Below are 24,075 nucleotides of genomic sequence, written 5' to 3'. Positions count from 1 at the left end.
AAATTCCTCCCAGTATATTAGTGAAGTTATAAAGCAAAATTAAAAGGTTACACTCGCCACTCCGAACGCAGCACAATCTTCCGATCGCTGTTATCCCCAGATTTTTTGAATCCCCCTTTAAAGGGGAAATCCGGTGATAGCCTATGCTTCCGATGTAGCTTTCTTTCAGAAAGCTTTTAGGCGAGCACTTCGTTTCTCCAGATTTGTCCTGCACTCTCCGTTTTCGTGTAAACATTAATTTCGCTTTATAGTAGGTTGAAGATTTAGTCGCAAAATGTCGAATCTGGTTGCTCTTCCATCTGATACACCGCACGTTCGCCGCCAATCAGCTTCGGACGGGTCAAGGCTGTCGTCACACGGGCTTCCCCAATGTAGCGAAGCGCTGTACGGAAGGGAACTGCCACATGCCGCAAGTGCATGCCAATCATGGTTTCCCCGATATCCACTCCCGCATGAGCCTGCACATGTTCAGCCAGGCAAGGATCACTCAGCGAGCGATAAGCTGCGGATGCCATGGAACCGCCTGCCTTGGGAACCGGTACGGCACCCACTTCAGTCAAACCAAGACGTGTGAGCAATGAACGCTCCATCACCAGTGCGCGATTCAAGTGTTCACAGCACTGGAACACAGGCTCGAAACCGAATTCCTGCTGTACCTCGCGGATCCCTGCAAGAAGCTGCTGTGCTACATCAACGGCACCACTCGTACCGATCTTCTGGCCTGCAACCTCGCTTGTGCTTGTACCGATCACAACAATCTGTCCAGGTCCAAGCTTTCCGGCAAGTGCCAGTTCACGCAGAATGGATGCGGTCTGTTCCTGCAATCCGGGTTGTTCCGAATCTAACTCAATAGTCATCCTATCGCCTCCCGATAAAATCATGCCTGACTTCCTCACGGCAGCCCGCTCTTGTATTCATGCACGGCATCTCAGGTACTATTATAGCGAATAATCAGATGAAAGACGAAAAAAAGAGCAGTCTGCGGGTATCGCAGAATTGCTCTTTTGCCCAGGCGACCGGCCGTTTGTTCCGGTGCTCCATTGTGGTTGTGCCCACTTCGTCGCCAGTTACACCGGATCCCTGTTTTCCCCTTCATCATAAAACAACCCACGCTTAAAATCAACGGGTAATTTACACTACATGTTCGTTTTTGCATATAAAAATAAATTTGGAAATGGTTCATCACTGCCCAATTACATTGCCCTGCACAACACCGGTTTATCCCAACTTGTCCAGAAGCCGATCCAATGCCGTCCTGATCTCTGCAGCAGCTATATTATAATCGTCACGACTGCCCCCGAATGGGTCGGATATATCAAAGCTTGGAATGCGCTGGCGGATCTCGATCACGCGCTCACGCTCTGATGCCAGAATCTCCTGACCGAGTGCACGCTTCAGTTCCAGTGTGGCGAACAGGCTGTCCAGTTCCTGAAGATCATTCAGAACCTGATTATCATTTTCCACATACTCTTTCAGCGTGTACGTCTTGTGTACCGAATCCGGAAAAACCTGCATGACATGCTGTTTATGGCTTCGCGTTAACGTAAGGACCAAATCCGCCCAGCCAATCAGGCTCGCGTCAAGCTGGGTGGAATGCCCAGGCCCTTCCGCCTGGTGATCTCTTAATACAGCTTCGGCATGACGGGAAATCGGCATTCCCGATGCTGCCGCCACACCTGCAGAACGAACCTCTACCTGAATGCCGCGTTCTGCTGCCAGCTTGCGCAAAAGCCCCTCCGCCATGGGGCTGCGGCACGTATTCCCTGTACATACAAACAAAATATGTTTCATTGTGATAGCCTCCCCATTTCGCAAATGTTGTCGAATGATGCAATATTTTAATTTTAAATGATGAAAATTCAAAGAGTATCGTTATGACTGCTCAAGGGCTGCAACTGCTGCGCTCTATGACTATTAAAAAATAAACAACAGTCCAAATGCAAGCAGGATGGCTCCGCCAATCGCTTCACCATAATCACCAAGGTTCTGGCTCACTCGTCTTCCCAGCAGCAGACCCATGACGGACATGATTCCACCGCATGCACCAAAGGCAAGTACCGTCAGTACCAGATCACTGCTAAACATGCCGAGGGATACCCCAACGGAAAACGAATCCACACTCACACTGAGTGAAAATAAGATCACACCTAGCATGGAGCGATGGTCCACCAGCTTGGTGTCACCTTCACGAAATGCATTCAGAATCATGTGACCCCCAAGCAGAACGAGCAATCCGCCTGCAGCATACGTCGTGATGTCCCCAAGAAGTGAACTGACGTATTTCCCCGTGTACATACCGATCAGCGGCATGATCACATGGAACAGGGCCGTGACAAAACTGATTCGCAGCACATCACGCAAACGAATGCCTTTCATGCCGATCCCAATACCCAGCGAGAAGGCATCCAGCCCAAGGGCGACGGCCATAATCAAAATGGTTACCAACTGCCCCAGATGGGCAGACACATCCCACATTCCCATACCCCCAAGTCACGTAAAGGTTCTTGTACACGATATGCGGACAAGGACACAAACATGACGGGAGATAGAGAATGAATAGTCAGAGAGATGCAGGCAGGCGTGTCAAAAGAGGATTGGTCTAATCGGCAGGCCGTGGTTGGTGGTGCCTGCTGCCACGGCCTGCCGATCAGGTGGACCGGAGAGACGTCGTCAGCTCCGGTCATGGTGTTACTGGTCCCCAACCTGTATAAGTTGGTGACCAGCAGCCTTGAGCAGCCGATTCATGACGGCTGCTCCCAGCCCTTCGCGCGAGCAGGCTTCAGCCAAAATGTATGTGGCGCCCTGCTCATCGCAGCTGCGCAGCGCGGCGTACAGCCGGCGCGCTGCTTCTTCAAGCTCGCTGGCATCGCCCAGCGAGAATACGGCATCGGCGCGGTACTGCTCCGCGTGCTCGGCGAACGCCAGCACCGCGGTGCGCTCTCCGCGCTGCGCCGCCTCCGCGAGGGCGGCGCTGATCCAGGCCGCCACGGCTGGCGGCGGCCCCTCTACCACGCACAGCGACCCTGTGGGCGCATAGTGCGTGTACTTCATGCCCGGCGAGCGCGGCGCCGGGCTGCCTTCGCCTTCGGACCCACCCGCGAGAATCGCCGGGTCCGTGGCGACACGGGCGGCAACGGCGGACAATTGTTCCGCCGTAATGCCGCCAGGGCGCAGGATGGTGACGGTACCGTCGTCACCGACCTGCACTACCGTGGACTCGACGCCCACACCCGTGGGGCCGCCGTCCACGATGCCGCCGATGCGGCCAGCCAGATCCTCGCTTACATGTGAAGCGAGCGTCGGGCTTGGCCGCCCGGATCGGTTAGCGCTTGGCGCAGCCACCGGGCACGCCGCCGCTGCGAGCAGCTGCAGAGCAACTGGGTGATCCGGCATGCGGACACCCACCGTATCCAAGCCAGCCGTAACCCGCGGGGATACGGCGCCTGGCTTAACAGGCAGCACAATGGTGAGCGGACCTGGCCAAAAGGCCTCAATCAGCGCTTCTGCCGCCTCATTCACTTCCGTAACCAGTGAATCCAGCTGATCGCGATGTGCGATATGCACAATAAGCGGATTGTCTGACGGGCGTCCTTTGGCTTCAAATATAGCCTCTACCGCGGCTGTACTGCGCGCATCCGCGCCCAAACCGTATACCGTCTCTGTCGGAAACGCAACAGTCTGGCCTTGACGAATGCAGGCAGCGGCAGCCTGCAAGTCAGCGAGTGCCTGCTGATAGGCGCTCTTTTTTTTCTCATCAGATCCCTGTCCCTCAGGTTCACCCATAACCAAATTACCCACAACATGCGGCTGTTTCTCACTCATCAATGCTCTGACATCCCACACCGAGGTAAGTAATCCTTCTGGGTTGCCCGAATCTTTGTTTCCTGTGTATTGGTATTGGTCTTGTTCTCTACTCATATATCCATCATCCCTAAACTTCAATAGGTTAGTAACCGCGGGGCCTCGACCTTGACGGTAGCTGTCTTGCTTACATTTCGAATACCTATAATTATAGCATATCTGTTCAACCTAAGAACGGGCTCGCTATCTCTCTTATAAACCACATCCCTTAAGCATGACAGCCATTCATTGAAAAATGGGGCAAAAGGGCAGCTTCCTGTATCGAAGTTGCCCTTCCCTATCATTCCCACGATATTATGCAAACAACCCGGCTACCCAATCCCATAGTTTAACCGCCAGATCCACCAGGAAAAAACGCGCTTCCGGTGTTGCTCCCTGGACAGATGCTTCAGCATCTCCAGGCTCAGCAGCAGCCGCTGCAGATACCGTAGACGGATTCGCCAGCGCATCCCCTGTGCTTGCATCAATGAAGCATAGCGGCGGAAACAGCACACACCACCAATTTTGACCCTTTCCTTCTCCCAGTGTTATACGCACTGCTTCATAATCACCTGCGGGATATACCGTGCCTCCATATAGTTTGGTAGGGAACGGAACAACACCAAGCTCCACTTGGTATGGATAGTCCAATCCACGGCTGGCCAGCTCTTCTCCCACCCGATCTTCGATTTCAGACAAATGCTCACGAATGACATGGCGTGCTTCATCCAGACTTTGCGGATTATCCAGCTCTGTAACCCACTCACTCATCTGGGCAACCACAGCATCCCGAATCTCGCGTTTCACCAGTTGGTCCCCTGGCGCATCCGAATTCGCTAGAATCCGCAAACGGATGGATTGCTCCGGAATTGCTGTAGCGGCTACAGCTGCATCCGTCTTCTGACCTTCCCACATCATAATAATCATCATAAGACAAACGATAATAAGTCCAATCTGTTTCACTGTTCTTCTGCTCATCCCGTTCTCCCCCTCGGCTCCCGTGATCATGTTCCCTGCAACTCTCTCATGTCTATCAGTATGCCCGGAAGAGACAGAAGTAAACCTAGCAAAAATCATAAATCTAGCAAATTCATTCTCTTATTTTAACGTGGTTGAGCGGAATTAAGAAAAGGCCGACCACACCTGTTACAGGTGTGCATCAGCCATGCTTAAGAGACCTATCGAACCCAACTGTTAATACATAACCCTATTCGATGATTACAACGCGCTCTTTTCTTTTCTCAGCAAATGCAGTAACCGGTCTGGCAAACCAGGCTTCTGCTCTCCAAGCAGCAGGTCATCTTCCTCTTCATCTCCATATAATTTAATGCTCATGACCAGTCCGATACAAGCCATATTAATGAGCAATGAAGTCCCGCCATAACTGATGAACGGAAGGGTAATCCCTGTTAGTGGCATCAGTCCGAGGAACGCACCTATGTTTTCAAACACTTGGTATAACAGCATGCCAATAATGCCTACAATAATGACGGGCCCCGCCCGATCCCTGCATTCCATACCGATCAGAACCATTCGGTGAATCAGAATGAAGTACAGCAGTAACAGCACTGACGCTCCCACAAAACCGAATTCCTCAGCGATAACGACAAAGATGGAATCCGAATAGGTATACGGCACGCGTCCACTTTGGACGGAAGTTCCCTGCAAATACCCTTTACCGACAATGCCTCCTGACCCTATAGCCAAGCCGGCATTTTTGGTGTGCCATGTCGCCTTGGATGTGGCCTTTTCCGGTACGAGCCAGGGATCTATCCGTTCCGCCCAGTGTTCACGGCCTATCTTTTCGAGAAAGGTAAAGATTTCATCATGATACGTCGTGTAGGCTTTGACGAAACCAAAGAAAGTGACAGCTACAATAACAAGGCCAATGATTGCATGTTTTAGCTTGATATTACCGATCCACAATACCGTGGCCAAGATGACGACGTAACCCAGCGCGTTGCCCAAATCATTTTGAATCATGACGAGTGCAAACGGAACAAACGCCCAACATCCGATGGGAATGATATCCCTCCAGAAACCTAGCGTGTTTCTCTGACGCTTCACAAGCAAATGTGCAAGAAACAGGATCAGGATCATCTTGAACAACTCCGCAGGTTGAAACGAAAGATTTTCCCCAAGCTTGATCCAGCCATTGGCATTATTGATAGGTCCGCCCACAAAGTTGACGAGAACAAGCAGAACGATTCCTAAGGCATACAGATAAAAAGCATATTTCACATACAGTTTGTAATTCACTAGTCCGATGCCCACTACTGCGACAAATCCTAAGATATAAAACAGCAAGGTTTTGATATGATGCTTGGCCAAAGTGGCATCCGTCTGCGTACCACTATAAATGGCAAACACACTTGCGATCATCAGCAAAAACAATACAAAAAGAATAACACCGTCCATCTTTTTCAGCATTCTCAACATAACTGCAATCGTCCTCCCGGGTACCTATATACGCATTTTCCAAATTGACTTATAATTTCCATTGTATAAAATAGAGAGATAAATTGGAAATTTTAATCACTGCGCGGAGGATGGATCTCAACTTACATAACCATTAGAGAAAATCTGGCAAAAGAAAAACCCTGGAAGCACCAGATCCAAATGGTTTGGATTGATCTTTCCAGGATTCTATGACTGACTTCTTTTTTTCTGTACCTAATAAAAGGAATTACTGTTCCTGCTGGGACGGTTTCCTTCTGAACAACTTGAGGACGATATCCGTAATCCCCGGTTGTTCTGCAGAGCCCAGAATATCCTCGTTCTCTTCCGTATGGACCTTGATACTCATCACGATACCCATACTAATCATGTTCAGCACAAGCGAGGTCCCCCCTGAACTGATAAAAGGCAGCGTGATCCCGGTCAGCGGCATTAACCCGATGAACGGACCAATGTTGACAAAAATCTGGTAGAGCAGCATCGCGATAATGCCGACGATGAGATAAGGCCCTGCGCGATCTTTACATTCGAGGGCTATAAGGACCAGCCTGTGGATGAGAATAAAGTACAACAGCAGCAGCACTGAAGCACCTACAAAGCCAAACTCCTCCCCAATCTGCACAAAAATCGAGTCAGCATAAGCCAGCGGTACCCGATTTGACTGAATCGTTGTACCTTCCAAGTATCCTTTACCACTAATGCCACCAGAACCAATCGCCAGCTTCGCGTTATAGGTCTGCCAGAGCACGTCTCTGGAAGTCTGATCCGGCACGAGCCATGGGTCGAAGCGATCCGCCCAGTGAGAACGACCAATCTCCTTCAGGAATTTGACGATTTCATCATGATAGTGAATGTACGCCTGTGTTCCCCCAACAAAAGCAGCCACAGCAATCATAAATCCAATGAGGGCATGACTGAATTTGATGTTGCCAATCCAGAGCAGTCCTACCAGAATGATCACATAGCTCAGTGCGTTCCCCAAGTCATTTTGCAGCAAGACGAGCAGCAAAGGTGGCAGCACACAAAGTGAAACCGGTACGACATCACGTCCAAAATAAAGCGGTCGGTTCTTCTTTCGAGCCAGAAGGGCCGACAAGAACACAATGAGACAGAGCTTGAATAACTCTGCTGGCTGCAAACTGAAGCCAAAAATGGACAACCAGCCCTTGGCGCCGTAATATTCCTGACCTATAAACATAACCAGAATAAGCAGCAGCATGCCTACTCCATAAATATATAAATAGTTTTTGATAATAACCTTGTAATTGATCATTGAAATTCCAAAAAAGATCACGAAACCTAAAATATAAAAGATAACAGCGTTTCTCGTGAGCCCCTCCAGCTTCGGACGGCCAAAGGTCGTACTATAAATGGACAAAATACTGATGACCATCAGGATCAGCAAGATGAACACAATCGAGTAGTCTATCTTTTTGAATTTATGCAGCATGTAGTTATGTTCCCCCAAGCATTCAGCAATCTTCGGTATATCCCATTGTAGAGGATTTCGCGGCAAAAAGAAAACCCGCAGAACCTTACATTTTCGTCACCTGTTCCGAAGTACGAACACCCAGGACATGCCGCTCGATCCCGGCAAGGTCCGGAACAATGATAATTTCTGGCCAGTGTCCGGCTGATTCAAGCAATGCGGCGATGTCGCGAGCTTGTCCCTGACCGAGTTCAAAACCAATGACCTGCGGCGGCGCAGGCAGCAGCACCAGCTGTTCCAGCATGACCCGGTACGGTGCCAGTCCGTCCGGACCGCCGTCCAGTGCCGTGCGCGGCTCATGATCGCGCACCTCAGGCTGCAGCCCGGCGATATCTGCCGCCGGGATATATGGCGGGTTGGACACCAGAATGTCCACCCGAGCCCCTGCGAACGGGGCCAGCAGATCGCCTTCGCGGAAGTCAATCTGTACCCCGTTCGCGGCCGCGTTCCGCGCGGCCACTTGCAGCGCCGCCGCCGAGATGTCTCCGGCGCCAACCTGCCAGCGCGGGCGCTGCGAGGCGATCGTCACCGCGATCGCACCGCTGCCCGTGCCAATATCGACGGCAAGCGGAGCGCCGCCGGGAAACACGCGGTCGGCTTCGCGCAGCACAGCCTCGACCAGCAGCTCGGTCTCCGGCCGCGGAATCAGCACGGCCGGCGTGACCTCGAACGGCAGCCCATAGAACTCCTGGCTGCCGATAATATACTGCGCCGGCTCACCCGCAGCCTTGCGTGTGACGGCGTCCTCCCAGCGGCTGCGCAGCTCGCTGGGGAAGGGTTCCGGCTGCATCATGTAATACGCGGCCCCATAGACGCCGAGTACATGCTCCAGCAGCAGCCGGGCATTATTCTGCGGCTCGTACACGCCGCTCTTTTCCAAAAAAGAGGAAGCCTCCACGAAGGCTTCCCGACAGCTCTGTTCCGGCGTCATCACAAACTGCGCGCGGGTCACAGCATTATTCTCCTCTATCCATCATCTCCGTCTGCTCGGCAATCGTCAGCGCAGACAGGATTTCTTCAATCTCTCCGTTCATGACCTGATCCAATTTGTGCATGGTCAGACCAATGCGGTGATCGGTTACACGGCTTTGCGGGAAGTTGTACGTACGAATCCGCTCACTGCGGTCCCCTGTACCCACTTTACTCTTCCGCTCCCCTGCAATTTTCGCTTCTTCTTCCTGGCGCATCATATCGAAGATCCGGGTACGCAATACTTGCAGCGCTTTTTCCTTGTTCGAGTTCTGCGATTTACCATCCTGACATGTCGCTACGATTCCGGTTGGAACGTGCGTTACCCGTACAGCAGATTTCGTCGTGTTAACTGACTGTCCGCCGGCACCGCTGGAACAGAACGTATCCACGCGAATGTCTTTATCATGAATTTCGATATCGAAATCTTCAGCTTCAGGCATAACGGCTACCGTTGAAGTGGAAGTATGAATCCGTCCACCTGATTCGGTTGTCGGGATACGTTGTACACGGTGTGCACCACTCTCGTACTTCATTTTGCTGTATGCACCGCGGCCGTTGATGAGGAAAATAACCTCTTTGAATCCGCCGACATCATTCGTATTGGCATCCATCAATTCCACGCGCCAGCCTTGATTATCGGCATAACGTGTGTACATGCGGTATAGATCCGCTGCAAACAATGCCGCTTCATCTCCACCCGCTGCTCCGCGAATTTCCACGATGACGTTTTTGTCGTCATTCGGATCTTTGGGCAGCATGAGAACACGAATCAGTTCGTCCAGTTCTTTCTGACGGGCACTGAGTTCTTCGATTTCCATTTTGACCATTTCACGCATCTCGTCATCCAGCTTCTCGCCTTGCATTTCTTTCGCTGCTTCGAGATCCTGACTCACCTGTTTGTACTCATTGTATGCTTCGTACGTCGGCTGCAGATCGGATTGCTCTTTGGAATACTCACGCAGCTTTTTGTTATCGCTTGCCACATCCGGGTCACAGAGCAGCTCGCTAAGCTTGTCATAACGGTCTGCCAATGCCTGTAATTTATCCAACATATATAGTCACCTCACGATTTATTTTTGGTGATGCGCTGCACGTTTTCTCCGGGCAGGCTCCATGTTCATTAGTTATTCATCTATTTTCATAACGCATAGGTTCTGAGCCAAACCGAACCCTGACCGTAACATTCATTAATGACCGACGCAACATCGCTACAACGTCATCAAATCCTTTACTTTTAAGTTATATAAAAGAGCTCATGTACCTTATGCGGAGTCCCGCTTAAGTCTTATAAAAAGCGAGCTAAATCAACCTAGGTACACGACTCTTAATTATAGCATATTCTTCTCAACCTGAACAGATGCTTTTCCATCTGCCTACAGGTTCGCTTTGGATTATGGCACAAGTGACAATGGCCTTTATTACATTATGTTACAATGGAATATCAACTACAACAAGCCATCTTCAAGCTGCTCAAGCACCAGGCTCCACCAGCATTTTTCATTCGATAAACTACCCGGATCCTGTTCGGCAAAGAATGCCCGGAGTTCGCTTATGGCCTCTTTCCGGCCGGAACCATGAATCTTTTCCTTTCCAGGTGTGAGCTCTCCCCTTTGAAAAGCTGCCAGTTTGGCTTTGGCTTCTTCCAGTGTCATAACACTGGGCTCATGCACTTCCGAGAAATTCTCAATGAATTGAGCGTAACGTTGGAGAAATTCAAGAAACCGAACCAGACTGGTGTTGATCAGCCCGTGTTCCCCTGATGATGCGTCTACCGAGTAAACTGCGCCCGTTCCTGTCTCCACACCGAGCAAGGCTGCCGTTTCCTCCCAAACATATCCGATCGGCAGAAGTTTGATGAAGCCACCTTCATGTTGTACCTGAATCAAGCCTCGTTCCGGCATGGACCGAAAATGGACACCCAGCAGGTCATTACCCTTATCCCGAAACTGGGGTAATCCCTCAACAAGAAGCAGATCGCTACTCTCTTTCGGTAAATGTATCGCCTTTACATAGGCTTCATCATATTGAATACGAGATACTGCATCCTCCATTGTCCAGCCTCCTCCATGCCCTTTTCCTCTATTATATCCACACTGCGCAAACAATCCAGTATAAGCAGAACAAGCGGGTTGCCAGCACGGATCCTTCCCTCCTATTCTCGCCTATTCCCTCTGATCTGCGCGTTAAACCCTTCATCCCAAATAAAAAAACCTGCCATCTTCAGGGAAGACAGCAGGGCTGTTCGTGTCTATCATGTACTGCTTAGATTGATTGGTTATACGCTTATACGTTGAAACGGAAGTGCATAACATCTCCGTCATTGACAACATATTCTTTACCTTCCAAACGAAGCTGTCCGCGTTCTTTGGCACCGTTCATGGAACCAGCTGCAACCAGGTCTTCGTAGGAAACGACTTCTGCACGAATGAATCCGCGCTCGAAGTCCGTATGAATTACACCCGCTGCGCCCGGTGCTTTTGTACCTTTGCGGATCGTCCACGCACGAACTTCCTGTACACCTGCCGTGAAGTATGTGTACAGACCCAGCAGCTTGTATGCGGCTTTGATCAACAAGTTCAGACCGGAATCCTCGATACCGAGCTCTTCCAGGAACATTTGCTTATCTTCGCCTTCCAGCTCGGAGATTTCTTCTTCGACTTTTGCACTGATCGGCACCACTTCTGCATTTTCAGCAGCCGCGAATTCTCTTACTTTTTGCACATAGGCATTGTTCGCCACATCACCGATTTCATCCTCGGCTACGTTAGCTGCATACAGAACCGGCTTCAGGGTAAGCAGGTGCAGATCACGTACGATCAGACGCTCTTCGTCTGTCAATTCCATGCTGCGTGCCGGCTTATCTTCGTACAGAACTGCCTTCACTTTCTCCAGTACTTCCACTTCTTGAGCAGCCTGCTTGTTGCCGCCCTTCATGTTTTTCTTGGAGCGTTCGATTTTTTTCTCAACACTCTCGATATCAGCCAGGATCAGCTCCAGATTAATCGTCTGGATGTCGCTTACCGGGTCAATTTTGCCATCTACGTGAGTGATATTCTCATCAACAAAGCAGCGTACCACATGGACAATCGCATCCACTTCACGAATATGGGCAAGGAACTTGTTACCCAGACCTTCGCCTTTGCTTGCGCCGCGCACAAGCCCTGCGATATCTACGAATTCAAACGCTGTAGGTACTGTCTTCTTCGGTACAACGAGTTCTGTCAATTTGTCCAAACGCTCGTCCGGTACTTCAACGATCCCCACGTTCGGGTCAATCGTACAGAACGGATAGTTTGCCGACTCGGCACCTGCTTGTGTAATTGCGTTAAACAGAGTGGATTTACCAACGTTAGGCAGGCCCACGATTCCAGCTTTCAAAGCCATGTATATGACAACTCCTCATTCATTACTTGTTCGGTATGGATAATCCTATACATTATATATGACAAACCCGGAGGCATCAAGGAACTTCGGGTTTCGTTTCTGCATGATTACCGTTTAAGTTCCTTGTACATCGTCAGATCAGTAATCTCGTACCCCATCTTGCGATACAAGCTGCTCGCCCGCACATTATGTCCAAACACATGCAAACCAATTCGATCCACCTGAAGACGGCGTGCCGCTTGTTCAAGTGCTTCCATCGTTTCGGTACCATACCCCTTGCCCCGATATGCTTCTTCGACAACAATATCGAGCAAGAAGGCTTCCTTACCCCGGCGATTGTCCGTAATGTTAAACCAGATGTACCCCACATTGCCGTCTACCGGATGCACCAGGTTATAGATGTAGGCTCCAGGCGTATTCAGTCCTTCAGGCAAATAGCGATCATAAGATGCCTCAGCGAGCTCCTGCGCTTCTTCCTCCGCCCATGCCCCTGCTTCTACTTTCTCAACTGCAAAATCCGCAATAGAACGCTTTCGGAAATTCGCAAACTCCTGATCATTCATGGATATAAGCTCCATAGTATTCCCTCCCGGGTTCAAATTCCGTATTCGATTTTTCTAAGTCTTGATCTAAATGAAACGATTTATTGTTCATCATACATGAAGTGGAAAAAAATCTGCATAACTTTTATCAGACTTCCATTGTTTAATAACCATAACGAGAGGAGCAGATATAAGATGAACAGACGTCGCAAACGGCCTCCAGGAAAATCATCTTTCTCTTGGCTGGTGTGGTTATCTTCATTGGAATCATCATAGGTATGGCGTATCCCACCATAGACCAATTCCGATCGCTCAGGATCACCATTCACAATCAATCAGACTTCGATCTTGCAAATGTCAATGCAAGTCTGGTCCAAGGTGAAGGCCCGGTTAACAGCGAAAGAGATGGCTCCGTGTACAAGCTGAAGAAGGATATCCCCAGCGGTAAAAAAGTAAAGTTTGCCCCTAGGCTTAGACCTTCCGGGGAATCCTCTGTCCACCTGCAATTTACGGATAGCCGAGGGGAAATTCATACCAAAATCGTCTGTGGCTATACGGAGTATCTATCCGGCAATACCTATGTCACCGTAACCAACGACAATATCACGGTAAAAGAAGAGTGTTGGTAATCCTTCTTACTTTTCATAATAAAAAAGGGGCTTCCCCCATGTCATCAGCATGAACATGACAAGGTTGCCCCTCTTCCGTATTAACGCCGCTCGACCAATCGCTCTGTCTGCTGCAAATCTTCGATTCGCCCGGCTCCGATACCGAACATGACGGTACGAAGTTCGAACTCCACCTGCTCCAGCCGCCCATCCAGCGCTTCATCTGAAGCTACTGCGGATTCGAGCAGGGAGCGGCCGAATCCGGCCAGGTCTGCACCCAGTGCGAGCGCCTTGGCAGCATCCACCCCATGATGAAGCCCCCCGCTGCCAATCAGTACTCCTTCTGGATTCAGTGCTCTGACTTCCCGGATGCACTCGGCAGTCGGAATGCCCCAATCGGCAAAAGCCTCGGCTGCTGCCCTCCGAACCGGGTTGTTGTTCCGGTATTTCTCCACCTGTACCCAGCTGGTGCCTCCCGCTCCGGCCACGTCGATAAATGCTGCACCTGCATCATACAGCCGCTGTGCCGTTATTCCATCAATGCCCCAGCCTACTTCCTTCACTCCAACAGGTACATCCAGCGTACGGCACAGATCTTCAATCCGGTTCAACAACCCGCTGAAGTCCGTATTGCCTTCCGGCTGGAAGATCTCCTGCAAACCGTTCAGGTGCAATACCAGCACATCCGCACCAGCGATCTCAACCGCACGCTGGAAGTCGGCAGTGTTGAAGCCGTAATTCAACTGCACTGCACCCAGGTTGGCGATTACCGGGATGTCAGGGGCCCAGCGCCGTACATCGAAGGTCGGTGCCAGTTCAGGTTGTTCCACTGCTGCCCGTATGGAACCTACGCCAAGCGCCCAGCCTCTGGCATTGGCCACGCGGGCAAGCCGCTCGTTAATGGCGCCAGTCGTTTGGCTTCCACCCGTCATCGAGCTGATGAGCAGCGGTGTACGAACCTCTTTTCCCATAAAAACGGTATCCAGACTGACCTCATCAAAATTCAGTTCAGGCAGGGGATTATGACGAAATACGTACCGCTCCATTCCGCTCGTGATCCCTTCTCCTGCCACATTCTCTTCCAGACAGAGGCGCACATGCTCCAGCTTCCGTTCCCCCGTAGCCACCTCGGGAAGCAGCCGCTTGCCGGCTCGCTCTTGTTCATTCATGATGAGACCTCCTTATGTGAGAAATTGTGCGGATGGACAGGGACCCCCTGCCGGTTCCGTTCAATTGAAACACTCCATTTTTTGCTTACTTTTTTGCTTATATGTAACGCACAATTCTGCATGTATAGAATTCCTACTGAGTCGCCGGTGATATCTTCCACGCGTCAACTCTACCCAGTATACCGTTCCGGACATGCTAATGAAAGGGCGCACCCGCTCATCTCTGATGAATCACAAGAGCATGGATGCAAGCTGCTCGCCCACCAGCTGTCCGGATAGCGTTACAATCGGCGTCCCGCCTCCCGGATGCGTCGTTCCACCCACGTACCATAACCCCTGTACATCCCTGCTTTTGTTGCCGGGGCGAGAGAAGGTCTGCCTCACTGAATTGGAGGAAATCCCGTAGATGGAACCTTGATGCGCCAATGTATCGCGTTCAATATCCTGTGGCGTGTACCGTATTATTACATCTGATTGCCTTAATCCTGTAATTCCCCGCTGTGCAAGCTTATCCAGTACCAACTCGCCGTAGCGTTCCGTTTGCTCTTCCCAGTTCCATGCATCCGACAGATATGGGGCGTTTACCAATATAAACAGATTACTCGCTCCTTCCGGAGCCATGCCTGCCTCCGAATAACCGGAATAACAGATGTAGATGGTCGGATCCAGCGGCATCCTGCGTTCACGGAAAATATGTTCGAACTCCGGTTCATACCTATCCGGGAAAAAGACAGTATGGTGCAGCAGGGAGTCATACTGCTTCCGCACGCCAGCCAGTGTCACATAACCGGAAATGGACGGCTCATATTTGCGAATCCTGCGATCACTCATCTGCTTCCGATGTTCCGGCGCAAGCAGATGACGGTTTACACTGAGCACATCCCCGTTGGCCACCACCTGATCGGCTTCATTGAAGCCTTGATCCGTATCCACACCGATGACCTTGCCATGACGAACGACAATCTGCCGGACCTCGATGCCAGTCATTATCCGGACTCCTTTTTCCTGAGCAAGCTTCGCCATGGCTTTGATCAGCTCATAGGTTCCGCCTTTTACACCGTATACCCCTTCATCTGCCTCTACATGGCCCATCATTGCGAAGATGGATGGAGCCTGATAAGGCGATGAGCCGACGTAGGTCGCGTAACGGCCAAACATCGCCAAGGTGTTGGGATGACTAAAATACGACCGCAGGAGCTGATTAAGCTTCACAGCCGGGCGAACGCGCAGCAAACTGCGAAGCATCTGGAGGTTGTACTTGTCTTTGGCGGTTAGCAGCAGTTTGCCAAGAAAATGACGATCGGCTTCCGCATAAAGTGCTGCAGATTCATCCATGAATGCATCGTAGCGCAGGGCATCTTCCGGACTGTACACTGCAATTTGTTCCTCCATCCATTCACGCTTGCCGGACAGATCCACCACGGTACCGTCTGCAAACACATTGCGTGTTCGGGGCTCCAGCTCATACAGCTGGACGTAATCCTCCATTTTGGTACCCGCATGCTCAAAGACAGAGCGGAAGGTGGAAGGCATCGTAATCGTACTTGGACCGCGGTCAAAATGATATCCGTTCCGTTCCACTTGCTGCAGCTTGCCACCCACATGTGTCTGACGCTCCAGCATGGTTACCTGTATGCCTTGTGATGCAAGGCGAATGGCACAGGACAAGCCACCGAAGCCCGCGCCAATAATGACCACTTTTCTGCTCAACTATACCGCCTGCCTTTCCAAACGTATCCTTTCCCTGAGCGACCGGCTCGCCAGGATGCTATTCCAATACCAATCACGCAGGCCATGCTGACAGATTGCAGACATGCAAGCCACCAGGGTTGCCCGCCCGTCTGATCCGCCACCCTTTTTACACTCATGCCCAGCAGTGTACCAATAAGTCCATACATGATGGCTGCAGAGCTTCCTGATAGTAAACCGAACAGCAATCCAAGAGGAGGGACAATGTACATTAGGGTGTACATGACTAGGGTACCCAGCAGGAGTACATCCCTGCGTCCCGTTCCTTCGTACATGTTCTTCTTATATCCGTTCCATACTTCGGTTCCATTCTGATACATCCGCGTGCTGACCAATTCATGCACATCCGCCAGCATAACCGGATGACCTGCACGCTTGACCGCCTTCGCCAGACTCATGTCGTCCACCAGATCTCCCTGAATGGCTGCATGGCCACCGGAAGCTTCGTAGCTCGAACGATGAATCAGCAGGAAGGCTCCGGTTGCTGCAACAAATAGCGGACTTGATGATCTGCGTATCATGAAGATGGGAAGATGGCTGATGATCGTGAATACCATCATCGGTACGACCAGCTTCTCCATCCAGGTCTTGGCCACCTGATAGGGAAACCCTGTCACCAGACCTTTTCCCAGCTCACAGCCGGCAGCTAGGGTCTGCCGAATAGCCTCTGGCTCAAGCCTTACATCCGCGTCAACGAACATAAACCACTCGCCTTTGGCCTCCTGAACCAGTTGGTGGCACGCATATGACTTGCCCATCCAACCAGGTGGTGGCTCCGCCCCATCAAGGAGACGTACACGCGCATCCCGATTCGCAATCTTCTGAATCAAGGCTGCCGTTTCATCCTCGGAACGATCATTCAGTACCAGCACTTCCATCCGGTAGCCGGTTGTGTTGCTTGCAAGCACACTCTCCAGACATCCTTCTATATGTAGTCTTTCATTCCGAGCCGGAATCAGGACAGATACGAGCTTATCCTGGTGCAGCAGCCGTTCTGCAGGGAACGAGCGAATTCCGGGAAGACAAGTCGCATTCCAGAGAGCAAAAATCAACTGCACACCGAGTGCAGTTGTTAATATGATCCATAATATCTCGGATGCACTCATGTTAACGGACCCCCCGCTTTCGTGCTGCATCGTATTTTTCACTTGTGGATCTTCCGTTACGAATCAGGGAAACGGCCCCCGGCAGACTCCCTTGTCCGATGCTAACCAGCTCCGACTTATGCTCGTCTAACTGCTGTTCCAACACCAGGCCAAGTCTGGCTGCAATCTCTTCGCTCTTCCATACATGCCAGTCTTCCATTAGAGGCGCACCGGCGAGCATCGAAACCTCCGGCATATCATGCTGAACCATACCATGACACAGGGTCACAGGAACGGCTAGCGTCTGCGGAGAGCGGCGAAGTAGTAACCCGATGCCTGGGCGAAACCGAATGGGTCTTGCATCCTGATGCAGGATTTCACCCTGCGGAAAGATCCACACCCTTTTGCCGGATTGAAGCAGCCCTGTTGTGTACTGCATGGTCTTTCGGATTGCAGAAGCGCTCTCCTTGTTGATGGAGTATGCGCCGAGCTTGCGAAAGAAGGCATACTGCTGCAGCTGCCTCTCTTCCATCATGACGTAATGGTCCCCCGTTGAAGTACGGCTGGATGCATGATAGAGCAGCAGTCCGTCCCACCAGGAGCTATGATTCATGAAATAGAGAACTGGCCGGTTCGGGTCAATCGGAGAGACGGAATAGCCGTCAAACTGCGGATCCAGTGTCCCCGATAGTGTGAACGAACGAAAGCGACGACGCAGCAAGTAATACTGGTTGTATAAATAAAACATTCGGTTAAATGATTTTGACTTTTCGGCGGGAATCATAGAACCAGCTCCCTTCTGCTAGCAGCATGCCCACAAGCGCAATGATGAAACTGCCTGTGATACCTTCTTTCCATGCGAGCAGACCGAATAACAGGATGAACAGCTGGTACAGCCACTTGGCCCGCAGCAGCGAACTGCGGTCAGCAGGCATGGCTGGAAGAAAGAGCGACAGGAACGCACCCATAATGAACCAACTGATGTAATTGGTCCAAGGGACGCCATAGAAGCCACCGGGGGCCTCCCAATGCCAGAAACCTCTGGCGTGCGCAACCGGATCAAGCACCAGATCAAGCAAAATGGCCCAGAAACCGGTCTTGATCGCCCGAATCAGCTTCCCCTTCAAGGTCGAACCCCCGCCGCTCAATAGAGCGGAATTTCCGACGACTGCAATCCAGGCAAATCCCAGGGTGACCGGTACACTGAATAGATGAATGCCGAAGAAGTCCGAATAACCGTATTCACCAAAAGGCCATTTCGTATGGACACCGATCCATTCGATCCCCATGCCACCCAGCCACAGAATGGCTGAAGACACCCAGAGTCCTGGCTGTTTCCATATGACTGACTGGTCGGACATTCCATTCCTTCTTCGTCCCTGATAGATCAGTTCCACGACATAAAGTGCATAGAACACAAGAAACATTCCGTTGGAAAACGATAATTGTTCAGGTACTCCGATGGTTAGCATTAGCGTGGCTCCAATGATGTACCATGCCCAATAGAGACCCTGAATCATCAGGAGACCGCCGTACGGGAAGCCTGATAGGCGAGTACCGGATAACGTTTCACAATGGCTCCAAGCATCTCCAATTTCAGCTCATCGGTCACAAATGCCCGTTTGTTATATACGTCATAGTCGTTACGTTCTACCGCATGTAGTATGGTGGAGTAGAAGGCTGCCGCCAGTTCAATGGCAAATGCACTTTCTGTAGGATAGGTCTCCAGCCGATCCATGCCAAGACGGAACCATTCGAGTGCTGAGGCTTTCAATTCCTGAATGATGGCTACAAACCGTTCGTCCACAATACCATCTGCCCAATCCTGTTCGGAGTACCCATGCTTTTCCATGATTTCGAGCGGAACATAACGGCGCGCTCTTGCCCGATCTTCCCCCACGTCACGAATAATGTTGACGATCTGCATGCCCTTGCCAAGAGCAATGCCGTTTACAGCCACTTCTGCACCATTGTCATCACGCAGCACTGGTAGCAGCATCTCCCCTACTGTTCCTGCTACAAGATAGCAGTAATGTTCCAGATCCTTCATCGTTGCATAGTGAGTTACCTCGAGATCGGTCATCTGTCCATCCATCTGCCGGAAGAAAGGTCCTTTGTCCAGGTGGGGGAAGTTCGAGAATAACCATCTCAGTGCAGGCCAGATAAAATGACCTTCCGCCTCTTCCAGGTATTCAAAATGATCCCGAATCTCATGTATGGTATACATCGACTTCTCCGGTTCATCCACACTGTCATCAATGATGCGGCAGAACGCATAGATCACATATACCGCTTCACGGCGCGGACTGGGCAAACCTCTGAAAGCCTGATAAAAAGAAGAAGATCCCTTCTGCATCAACTCTTCGCACCTGTTCAAAATCATTTCATTCATGTTCCCATCTCCTTCATGAGTAGATTGACGGCCATGCGTGCACTTTGCATTACGATCGGAACGCCACCGCCTGGATGCACCGATGCTCCTGCTGCGTACAATCCGCGGATCGTCGGAAACGGCTGCGGCTGCGGCCGATACACACCCGATTGAAACAGAATCGGCGCAATACCGAAACTTCCACCGCCGTAGAGTCCATCTCGCTCGGCATCTGCTGGCGTGCGTACTTTCTTCCACCTGATCGCTGCACGAAGTCCCGGGAAACCACGTTCTTCCGCTTCCTCCAGCACCCGTTCCACCAGAGCCCCACTCTCCCTGGACCAGTCCACACCTTCTGCGTCTGGCACCGGAACAAGGAAATACAATACACTTTGACCGGCTGGCGCAGCGGAATCATCAACAGCTACCGGGTTAAATACATAAAATGAAGACTGTTCCGGAATTTGGCGCTGATTGAATACTTCCCGCAAGCTTCCATCAAGACTGGGTGGCAGGAAAAATTGATGCGTCGTTGCATCTTCCCAAGTTTTGTCGACCCCAACATAAATCAACACACACCCGGATGAGGGACGATAGGGTTTCTTTTTGCGCACTGCTTCCGGTATGCCGCCCAGTAGACCTGTCAGATGAGGGAAATCGCCATTATAGATGACTGCGTCCACATCTTCCGAACCAGCAGCCGTTTCTACCCCTCGGCAAACGCCATGTTCAATTCGCAGTCCCGTTACTTCCGTATTCAGCACAACACGCCCGCCACGCGCGATCAGTTCGGATTCCAGAATTTTCGGTAATGCAGCATATCCGCCCTTCACCATCCAGATTCCATATTCATGCTCTGCATAAGGAAGAAGGGAATAGATTCCCGGAGTACCGAATGGCGAACCGCCAATATACAGACTCTGAAGTGAATAGGCATCAACCAGTTCCTCATGATGAAAATAATCTCCTACAGCTTTACGTACGCTTTTGTGTGCACGGAGCCTGCCCATCAGGGACATGAGAGACGGTGTGAAAAAATCCCTTTTCCGCGGAAAAGCTCTTTCCAGGAAAGCAGACCGTCCTGCCGGGAACAGGGTATCCATGTCCTTCATGAATCTTGTGAACCCTCGGCTCTCTCCCGGGAATAACCGCTCGATCTCGTCGGCCTGCTGACCGCGATCTGTCATCTTGGTCATGACACGTCCGCTGCTGTAGTGAACCCTGTATAACGGATCACAGCGGAGCAGCTCCACTTTGGAGCGATCCACGCCAGCCTCCTCCAGAATGCCATGCAGCATGTCGGGCAGAAGTACGATGGTTGGACCCTGGTCAATGCGATATTCCCCGTTTTGTTCATAGCCGATGCGTCCGCCAACCCGGGAACCCCGTTCGTAAACGGTGACGTCCCAGCCCTGCCGATTCAGCAGCAGTGCCGAGATCAGCCCGCCAATGCCTGCTCCTACAATGGCTGCCCGCTTCATGAATGACCTCCGGCTTCAGCAGTCTTCACATAAGAAGACCGGTTCGAACGGGTTTTGGCATCCTCTTCCTGGATCAGCCTGACACTGATTCGAGCAGACTCAAATATCGTAGGCAGTCCGCTGCCCGGGTGGGTTCCACCGCCGACCAGCCATACCCCTTTCAGCTCTTCGAACTGGTTATGCGGACGCAGATACATCATCTGACCCAGATTGTGAGCCATATTAAATGTCGCACCGCGGTACACATCCAGTTCATTTTCCCAGTCAAGCGGGGTAAACATCATGGACTCTTCGATACGACTCCGAATGTCTGCGAGCTCCGGGATCGCTTCAAGCCGCTGCATCATCGCCTCGCGTACATTCTCCCGTTCCACATCCCAATCAATGTCCCCGGTAAGGTTCGGAGAGGGCATAAGCACATATAATGAAGATTTTCCTGCAGGTGCGAGTGTCGAATCGAGCTTGGAAGGGTTATGAATATATAGAGACGGGTCAGCGGACAATACTTTCTGCTTCGTGATCTCGTCCACGTTCAATCGGTAATCTTCGGGAAAGTAAATCGAGTGATGCGGCAGATCAATCTCGCCGTCTACTCCCAGATAGAGCATCGCTGTAGAACAGGAGTACTTCTTGCGTTTCATTTTCTCCGGCGTATATTTCTTAAGCACACCCGGTTCGAACAGATGGTTCACCGCATGGGCAAAGTCTGCATTAACGACCACATGATCCGCTTCAATGCGTTCACCGTTCTCAAGCAGTAGTCCCTCGGCTCGGCCGTTACGGACGACGACCTGCTTCACCGGACAGGATGTATGTATACGTCCACCATATTCCTTTACAATGTCAGCCATGCCCTGGAATACGCGATTCACACCGCCAATCGGATGAAACAGCCCATAATGGTGCTCAATGAATGACAGAATCGTAAATGTACCCGGACAATCCCAGGCAGACATGCCCAAATATTTCGACTGAAACGTAAAGGCCCAGCGCAAACGCTCGTCAGTAAAGTAACGGGACAGGATGCCATAGACTGTGTTGTTCACGTCCAGCTTCGGAAGAGCCGTTACCGCATCCTTGCGCAGATAGTCTGTCAGCTTGCCGAAAGGCCGGCGGAGCAAAGGCATGACTTTACCAAACTTGACTTCCTCGTCCTGCATGAACCTCAGGTAATGGTCTTCATTACCAGGGAACAATTCCTTGATCTGAGCAGCAGTATCTTCACGATTACGGGAAGGCGTGAACACCTTATCGCCGAAGTTCAGGGCATACAAGGGCGTCAGTTCCTTCAGATCCACGTAATCGGACAGTTTGCGTCCTACCAACTCGAACATCTCTTCAAGCAGCCCGGGCATCATCAAAAACGTCGCGCCCCGGTCGAATCGGTATTCTCCGAGCTCCAGCCTGGCAGAACGTCCACCAATCACCGGTTGTTTCTCATAAACGTCCACTTCATATCCCTGACCGGACAATAACATGGCCGCTGCAAGCCCGCCTGGACCCGCACCAATTACAGCCGCACGTTTACGTTGCTGATTAGATATCATGCCACTCACCTTTCTTATGGTCCGAAACCTACTCTTACCATTCCTAACCTATTATTAAACCATTGAAGAATCACCGAAGCGGATAATAGACAAAACGTTATACAAATATAATACAAATATTATACGAACTTGTAAACATAAATATGACTCATGGGTCAAATAATCAAAAAAATTAGCGTTAATATCACAAAAAGGCCCCCCTTAACGCGCTTGCGTCATAGGATGCCTTTTCTTGAATAGCCTATACCTTATCATGGGAGAGCATTCGCTCATTCAACTCTTCGGTCACATACACTTGTCGGCCGATGAACTTAACACTTAGCCCTGTGTTCGGGTTGGATTGTCGGTCAGATACTCGCGCTCAAGCCATGCTTGCCAGTCGGATGATTCCTCCGGCATGACCCACTCCGGATAAGCTGCATTTTCATTGCGCTCATAACCCTTGCCTCCGAGGATAAAGCGCATATGCGGAAACTCGGACTGAATGCGATCGATCAGGCGATCACACTGCTCGCTTAAGCCGGGATTCGTAATGGAGAGACAGACCAGCTTGATCTTTTGCTCCCGGATAATAGGAAACACCCCTTCCTCAGGGGTATTGGCACCGAGATATAATACTTCGGCTCCATTTTTACGCATAAACAACGAGAACAACAGCAATCCCACCTGATGATGCTCCCCCTCCGGACAGAGTGCCAGAACTTTGGGCAGATGCGGATAGATCGGGAACAGATGGAAAAACTGATAGAACCGCTGTGAGATCAGCTGGGTCATAAAATGCTCCTGTGCGACTGATGCTCTGCCCTGCTCCCATGCATCCCCCACGCGAACGAGAATGGGTACAAGCACATGGTAAAACATCGAATCATATCCATACATGGTAAAACCAAAATCAATCAAACCGTTGGCACGTTCACCTTGGAAATGGTAGAGCGAGTCGTATATCTGATCGGTCATGCGTAAGTAGGCCTCTTCCATTGTGGGAACAGGCGCGGTGAGCGGACCCGGAATGACCGCTTCTGGCGTTTTTGCTTTGTTTTCTTTTAACATGCGCACGGCTTCCGATATGTTGGTCTGATGCTGTTCTACCTGCTCCTTCAGCCAACGCAAATCTTCAACATTTTCATCCGTGTACAACCGATAACCCGATTCCGTCCGTTCAGGGGTTACCGCACTGTACCGATTCTCCCAAGCCCGGAGCGTAACCGTTGGAATGTCCAGCATGGCAGCGACTTGTTTGATGGAATACACTTGATTACCTACTCTCTTTTCTGAAATATCCCGACCGTCAATAGGTTAACGAATACTTCCTCCGTCCTTGTCAGGTATATGGAAATCCCAACATTCTACAAAAATAATACATTCATTATACACAACGGTC

At 50.9% G+C, this 24,075-nt stretch carries 23 protein-coding genes and 1 riboswitch; of the genes, 1 reads left to right on the top strand and 22 read right to left on the bottom strand.

What is annotated here, in order from left to right; all coding sequences use genetic code 11:
- Positions 1-263: 263 nt before the first annotated feature.
- The 13 genes from ABIC22_RS12160 to ABIC22_RS12100 form a co-directional block, all read right to left on the bottom strand.
- Positions 264-857 (bottom strand): TIGR01440 family protein, encoded by a 594-nt coding sequence (locus ABIC22_RS12160; protein WP_127537246.1) that lies wholly within the window; start codon positions 855-857, stop codon positions 264-266.
- A 142-nt stretch (positions 858-999) separates the two neighbouring features.
- Positions 1,000-1,081, bottom strand: a riboswitch (ZMP/ZTP riboswitch).
- A gap of 137 nt (positions 1,082-1,218) precedes the next feature.
- Positions 1,219-1,791, bottom strand: coding sequence for a low molecular weight protein arginine phosphatase (locus ABIC22_RS12155; RefSeq protein ID WP_354481070.1), 573 nt, complete (start codon positions 1,789-1,791; stop codon positions 1,219-1,221).
- A gap of 123 nt (positions 1,792-1,914) precedes the next feature.
- Positions 1,915-2,475 (bottom strand): manganese efflux pump MntP, encoded by a 561-nt coding sequence (locus ABIC22_RS12150; RefSeq protein WP_127537248.1) that lies wholly within the window; start codon positions 2,473-2,475, stop codon positions 1,915-1,917.
- The gene (locus ABIC22_RS12145) at positions 2,439-2,684 is read right to left on the bottom strand and encodes a hypothetical protein (RefSeq protein WP_127537249.1); all 246 of its coding nucleotides are present in this window, start codon (positions 2,682-2,684) and stop codon (positions 2,439-2,441) included. Before ABIC22_RS12145 ends, ABIC22_RS12150 begins: the two co-directional genes overlap by 37 nt.
- 4 nt (positions 2,685-2,688) lie before the next feature.
- Positions 2,689-3,918 carry an L-threonylcarbamoyladenylate synthase gene (locus ABIC22_RS12140; RefSeq protein ID WP_354481067.1) on the bottom strand — a complete coding sequence of 410 codons (1,230 nt, stop codon included), beginning with the start codon at positions 3,916-3,918 and terminating at the stop codon, positions 2,689-2,691.
- Positions 3,919-4,155: 237 nt separating this feature from the next.
- Positions 4,156-4,818 carry a stage II sporulation protein R gene (gene spoIIR / locus ABIC22_RS12135; RefSeq protein ID WP_354481065.1) on the bottom strand — a complete coding sequence of 221 codons (663 nt, stop codon included), beginning with the start codon at positions 4,816-4,818 and terminating at the stop codon, positions 4,156-4,158.
- Between the two features lie 240 nt (positions 4,819-5,058).
- Entirely contained in the window at positions 5,059-6,279 is a 1,221-nt protein-coding gene (locus ABIC22_RS12130; protein ID WP_354481063.1) for an FtsW/RodA/SpoVE family cell cycle protein, read from the bottom strand.
- 247 nt (positions 6,280-6,526) lie between these two features.
- A complete protein-coding gene (locus tag ABIC22_RS12125; RefSeq protein WP_127537253.1) occupies positions 6,527-7,747 on the bottom strand; it encodes an FtsW/RodA/SpoVE family cell cycle protein in 1,221 nt (406 codons plus the stop codon).
- Between the two features lie 85 nt (positions 7,748-7,832).
- Complete coding sequence (gene prmC, locus ABIC22_RS12120) at positions 7,833-8,717, bottom strand: peptide chain release factor N(5)-glutamine methyltransferase (protein WP_354485947.1); 885 nt, start codon at positions 8,715-8,717, stop codon at positions 7,833-7,835.
- 25 nt (positions 8,718-8,742) lie between these two features.
- Positions 8,743-9,810 (bottom strand): peptide chain release factor 1, encoded by a 1,068-nt coding sequence (gene prfA, locus ABIC22_RS12115; protein WP_095291198.1) that lies wholly within the window; start codon positions 9,808-9,810, stop codon positions 8,743-8,745.
- Between the two features lie 393 nt (positions 9,811-10,203).
- A complete protein-coding gene (locus tag ABIC22_RS12110) occupies positions 10,204-10,809 on the bottom strand; it encodes an SUKH-4 family immunity protein (protein ID WP_354481060.1) in 606 nt (201 codons plus the stop codon).
- Between the two features lie 232 nt (positions 10,810-11,041).
- On the bottom strand, positions 11,042-12,142 hold the full coding sequence (gene ychF / locus ABIC22_RS12105) for a redox-regulated ATPase YchF (RefSeq protein WP_127537255.1): 1,101 nt from the start codon (positions 12,140-12,142) through the stop codon (positions 11,042-11,044).
- A gap of 107 nt (positions 12,143-12,249) precedes the next feature.
- On the bottom strand, positions 12,250-12,720 hold the full coding sequence (locus tag ABIC22_RS12100) for a GNAT family N-acetyltransferase (protein ID WP_354481058.1): 471 nt from the start codon (positions 12,718-12,720) through the stop codon (positions 12,250-12,252).
- A gap of 203 nt (positions 12,721-12,923) precedes the next feature.
- Between ABIC22_RS12100 and ABIC22_RS12095 the strand changes: the two genes are divergently transcribed.
- Positions 12,924-13,313, top strand: a complete 390-nt coding sequence (locus ABIC22_RS12095; protein WP_354481056.1) for a hypothetical protein — start codon at positions 12,924-12,926, stop codon at positions 13,311-13,313.
- 80 nt (positions 13,314-13,393) lie between these two features.
- On the opposite strand, the gene fni is transcribed toward ABIC22_RS12095, so the two are convergent.
- The 9 genes from fni to ABIC22_RS12050 form a co-directional block, all read right to left on the bottom strand.
- A complete protein-coding gene (gene fni, locus ABIC22_RS12090; protein WP_354481054.1) occupies positions 13,394-14,461 on the bottom strand; it encodes a type 2 isopentenyl-diphosphate Delta-isomerase in 1,068 nt (355 codons plus the stop codon).
- 231 nt (positions 14,462-14,692) lie between these two features.
- Positions 14,693-16,171 (bottom strand): phytoene desaturase family protein, encoded by a 1,479-nt coding sequence (locus ABIC22_RS12085; RefSeq protein WP_354481052.1) that lies wholly within the window; start codon positions 16,169-16,171, stop codon positions 14,693-14,695.
- Positions 16,168-17,316: a glycosyltransferase family 2 protein gene (locus ABIC22_RS12080; RefSeq protein WP_354481050.1), complete on the bottom strand. Its 1,149-nt coding sequence runs from the start codon at positions 17,314-17,316 to the stop codon at positions 16,168-16,170. The genes ABIC22_RS12085 and ABIC22_RS12080 overlap by 4 nt, the downstream gene beginning before the upstream one ends.
- Position 17,317: 1 nt before the next feature.
- Complete coding sequence (locus ABIC22_RS12075; protein WP_354481048.1) at positions 17,318-18,079, bottom strand: lysophospholipid acyltransferase family protein; 762 nt, start codon at positions 18,077-18,079, stop codon at positions 17,318-17,320.
- Positions 18,048-18,767, bottom strand: coding sequence for a carotenoid biosynthesis protein (locus ABIC22_RS12070; RefSeq protein WP_354481046.1), 720 nt, complete (start codon positions 18,765-18,767; stop codon positions 18,048-18,050). Before ABIC22_RS12070 ends, ABIC22_RS12075 begins: the two co-directional genes overlap by 32 nt.
- 47 nt (positions 18,768-18,814) lie before the next feature.
- Positions 18,815-19,687: a phytoene/squalene synthase family protein gene (locus ABIC22_RS12065; protein ID WP_193723549.1), complete on the bottom strand. Its 873-nt coding sequence runs from the start codon at positions 19,685-19,687 to the stop codon at positions 18,815-18,817.
- The gene (locus tag ABIC22_RS12060) at positions 19,684-21,147 is read right to left on the bottom strand and encodes a phytoene desaturase family protein (protein WP_354481043.1); all 1,464 of its coding nucleotides are present in this window, start codon (positions 21,145-21,147) and stop codon (positions 19,684-19,686) included. The genes ABIC22_RS12065 and ABIC22_RS12060 overlap by 4 nt, the downstream gene beginning before the upstream one ends.
- Positions 21,144-22,694, bottom strand: coding sequence for a phytoene desaturase family protein (locus ABIC22_RS12055; protein WP_354481041.1), 1,551 nt, complete (start codon positions 22,692-22,694; stop codon positions 21,144-21,146). The genes ABIC22_RS12060 and ABIC22_RS12055 overlap by 4 nt, the downstream gene beginning before the upstream one ends.
- 318 nt (positions 22,695-23,012) lie before the next feature.
- The gene (locus tag ABIC22_RS12050; RefSeq protein ID WP_354481039.1) at positions 23,013-23,945 is read right to left on the bottom strand and encodes a MerR family transcriptional regulator; all 933 of its coding nucleotides are present in this window, start codon (positions 23,943-23,945) and stop codon (positions 23,013-23,015) included.
- Positions 23,946-24,075 lie beyond the last annotated feature (130 nt).

The organism is Paenibacillus sp. PvP094, from assembly GCF_040546835.1.
GTDB classification, from domain to species: Bacteria; Bacillota; Bacilli; order Paenibacillales; family Paenibacillaceae; genus Paenibacillus; species Paenibacillus illinoisensis.
Note: the sequence above shows the minus strand (reverse complement) of the source record. Positions and strands in the feature narration are given on the sequence as shown.

Bases quoted from the DNA above. Each gene is read 5' to 3' on its own strand.
- ABIC22_RS12160 (WP_127537246.1), bottom strand. From the start codon at position 857: ATGACTATTGAGTTAGATTCGGAACAACCCGGATTGCAGGAACAGACC.
- spoIIR (WP_354481065.1), bottom strand. From the start codon at position 4,818: ATGAGCAGAAGAACAGTGAAACAGATTGGACTTATTATCGTTTGTCTT.
- ABIC22_RS12155 (WP_354481070.1), bottom strand. From the start codon at position 1,791: ATGAAACATATTTTGTTTGTATGTACAGGGAATACGTGCCGCAGCCCC.
- ABIC22_RS12110 (WP_354481060.1), bottom strand. From the start codon at position 10,809: ATGGAGGATGCAGTATCTCGTATTCAATATGATGAAGCCTATGTAAAG.
- ychF (WP_127537255.1), bottom strand. From the start codon at position 12,142: ATGGCTTTGAAAGCTGGAATCGTGGGCCTGCCTAACGTTGGTAAATCC.
- ABIC22_RS12060 (WP_354481043.1), bottom strand. From the start codon at position 21,147: ATGAAGCGGGCAGCCATTGTAGGAGCAGGCATTGGCGGGCTGATCTCG.
- ABIC22_RS12055 (WP_354481041.1), bottom strand. From the start codon at position 22,694: ATGATATCTAATCAGCAACGTAAACGTGCGGCTGTAATTGGTGCGGGT.
- ABIC22_RS12145 (WP_127537249.1), bottom strand. From the start codon at position 2,684: ATGACCGGAGCTGACGACGTCTCTCCGGTCCACCTGATCGGCAGGCCG.
- ABIC22_RS12125 (WP_127537253.1), bottom strand. From the start codon at position 7,747: ATGCTGCATAAATTCAAAAAGATAGACTACTCGATTGTGTTCATCTTG.
- fni (WP_354481054.1), bottom strand. From the start codon at position 14,461: ATGAATGAACAAGAGCGAGCCGGCAAGCGGCTGCTTCCCGAGGTGGCT.
- ABIC22_RS12080 (WP_354481050.1), bottom strand. From the start codon at position 17,316: ATGAGTGCATCCGAGATATTATGGATCATATTAACAACTGCACTCGGT.
- ABIC22_RS12100 (WP_354481058.1), bottom strand. From the start codon at position 12,720: ATGGAGCTTATATCCATGAATGATCAGGAGTTTGCGAATTTCCGAAAG.
- prmC (WP_354485947.1), bottom strand. From the start codon at position 8,717: ATGACGCCGGAACAGAGCTGTCGGGAAGCCTTCGTGGAGGCTTCCTCT.
- ABIC22_RS12070 (WP_354481046.1), bottom strand. From the start codon at position 18,767: ATGCTAACCATCGGAGTACCTGAACAATTATCGTTTTCCAACGGAATG.
- ABIC22_RS12150 (WP_127537248.1), bottom strand. From the start codon at position 2,475: ATGTGGGATGTGTCTGCCCATCTGGGGCAGTTGGTAACCATTTTGATT.
- prfA (WP_095291198.1), bottom strand. From the start codon at position 9,810: ATGTTGGATAAATTACAGGCATTGGCAGACCGTTATGACAAGCTTAGC.
- ABIC22_RS12130 (WP_354481063.1), bottom strand. From the start codon at position 6,279: ATGTTGAGAATGCTGAAAAAGATGGACGGTGTTATTCTTTTTGTATTG.
- ABIC22_RS12140 (WP_354481067.1), bottom strand. From the start codon at position 3,918: ATGAGTAGAGAACAAGACCAATACCAATACACAGGAAACAAAGATTCG.
- ABIC22_RS12075 (WP_354481048.1), bottom strand. From the start codon at position 18,079: ATGATTCCCGCCGAAAAGTCAAAATCATTTAACCGAATGTTTTATTTA.
- ABIC22_RS12065 (WP_193723549.1), bottom strand. From the start codon at position 19,687: ATGAATGAAATGATTTTGAACAGGTGCGAAGAGTTGATGCAGAAGGGA.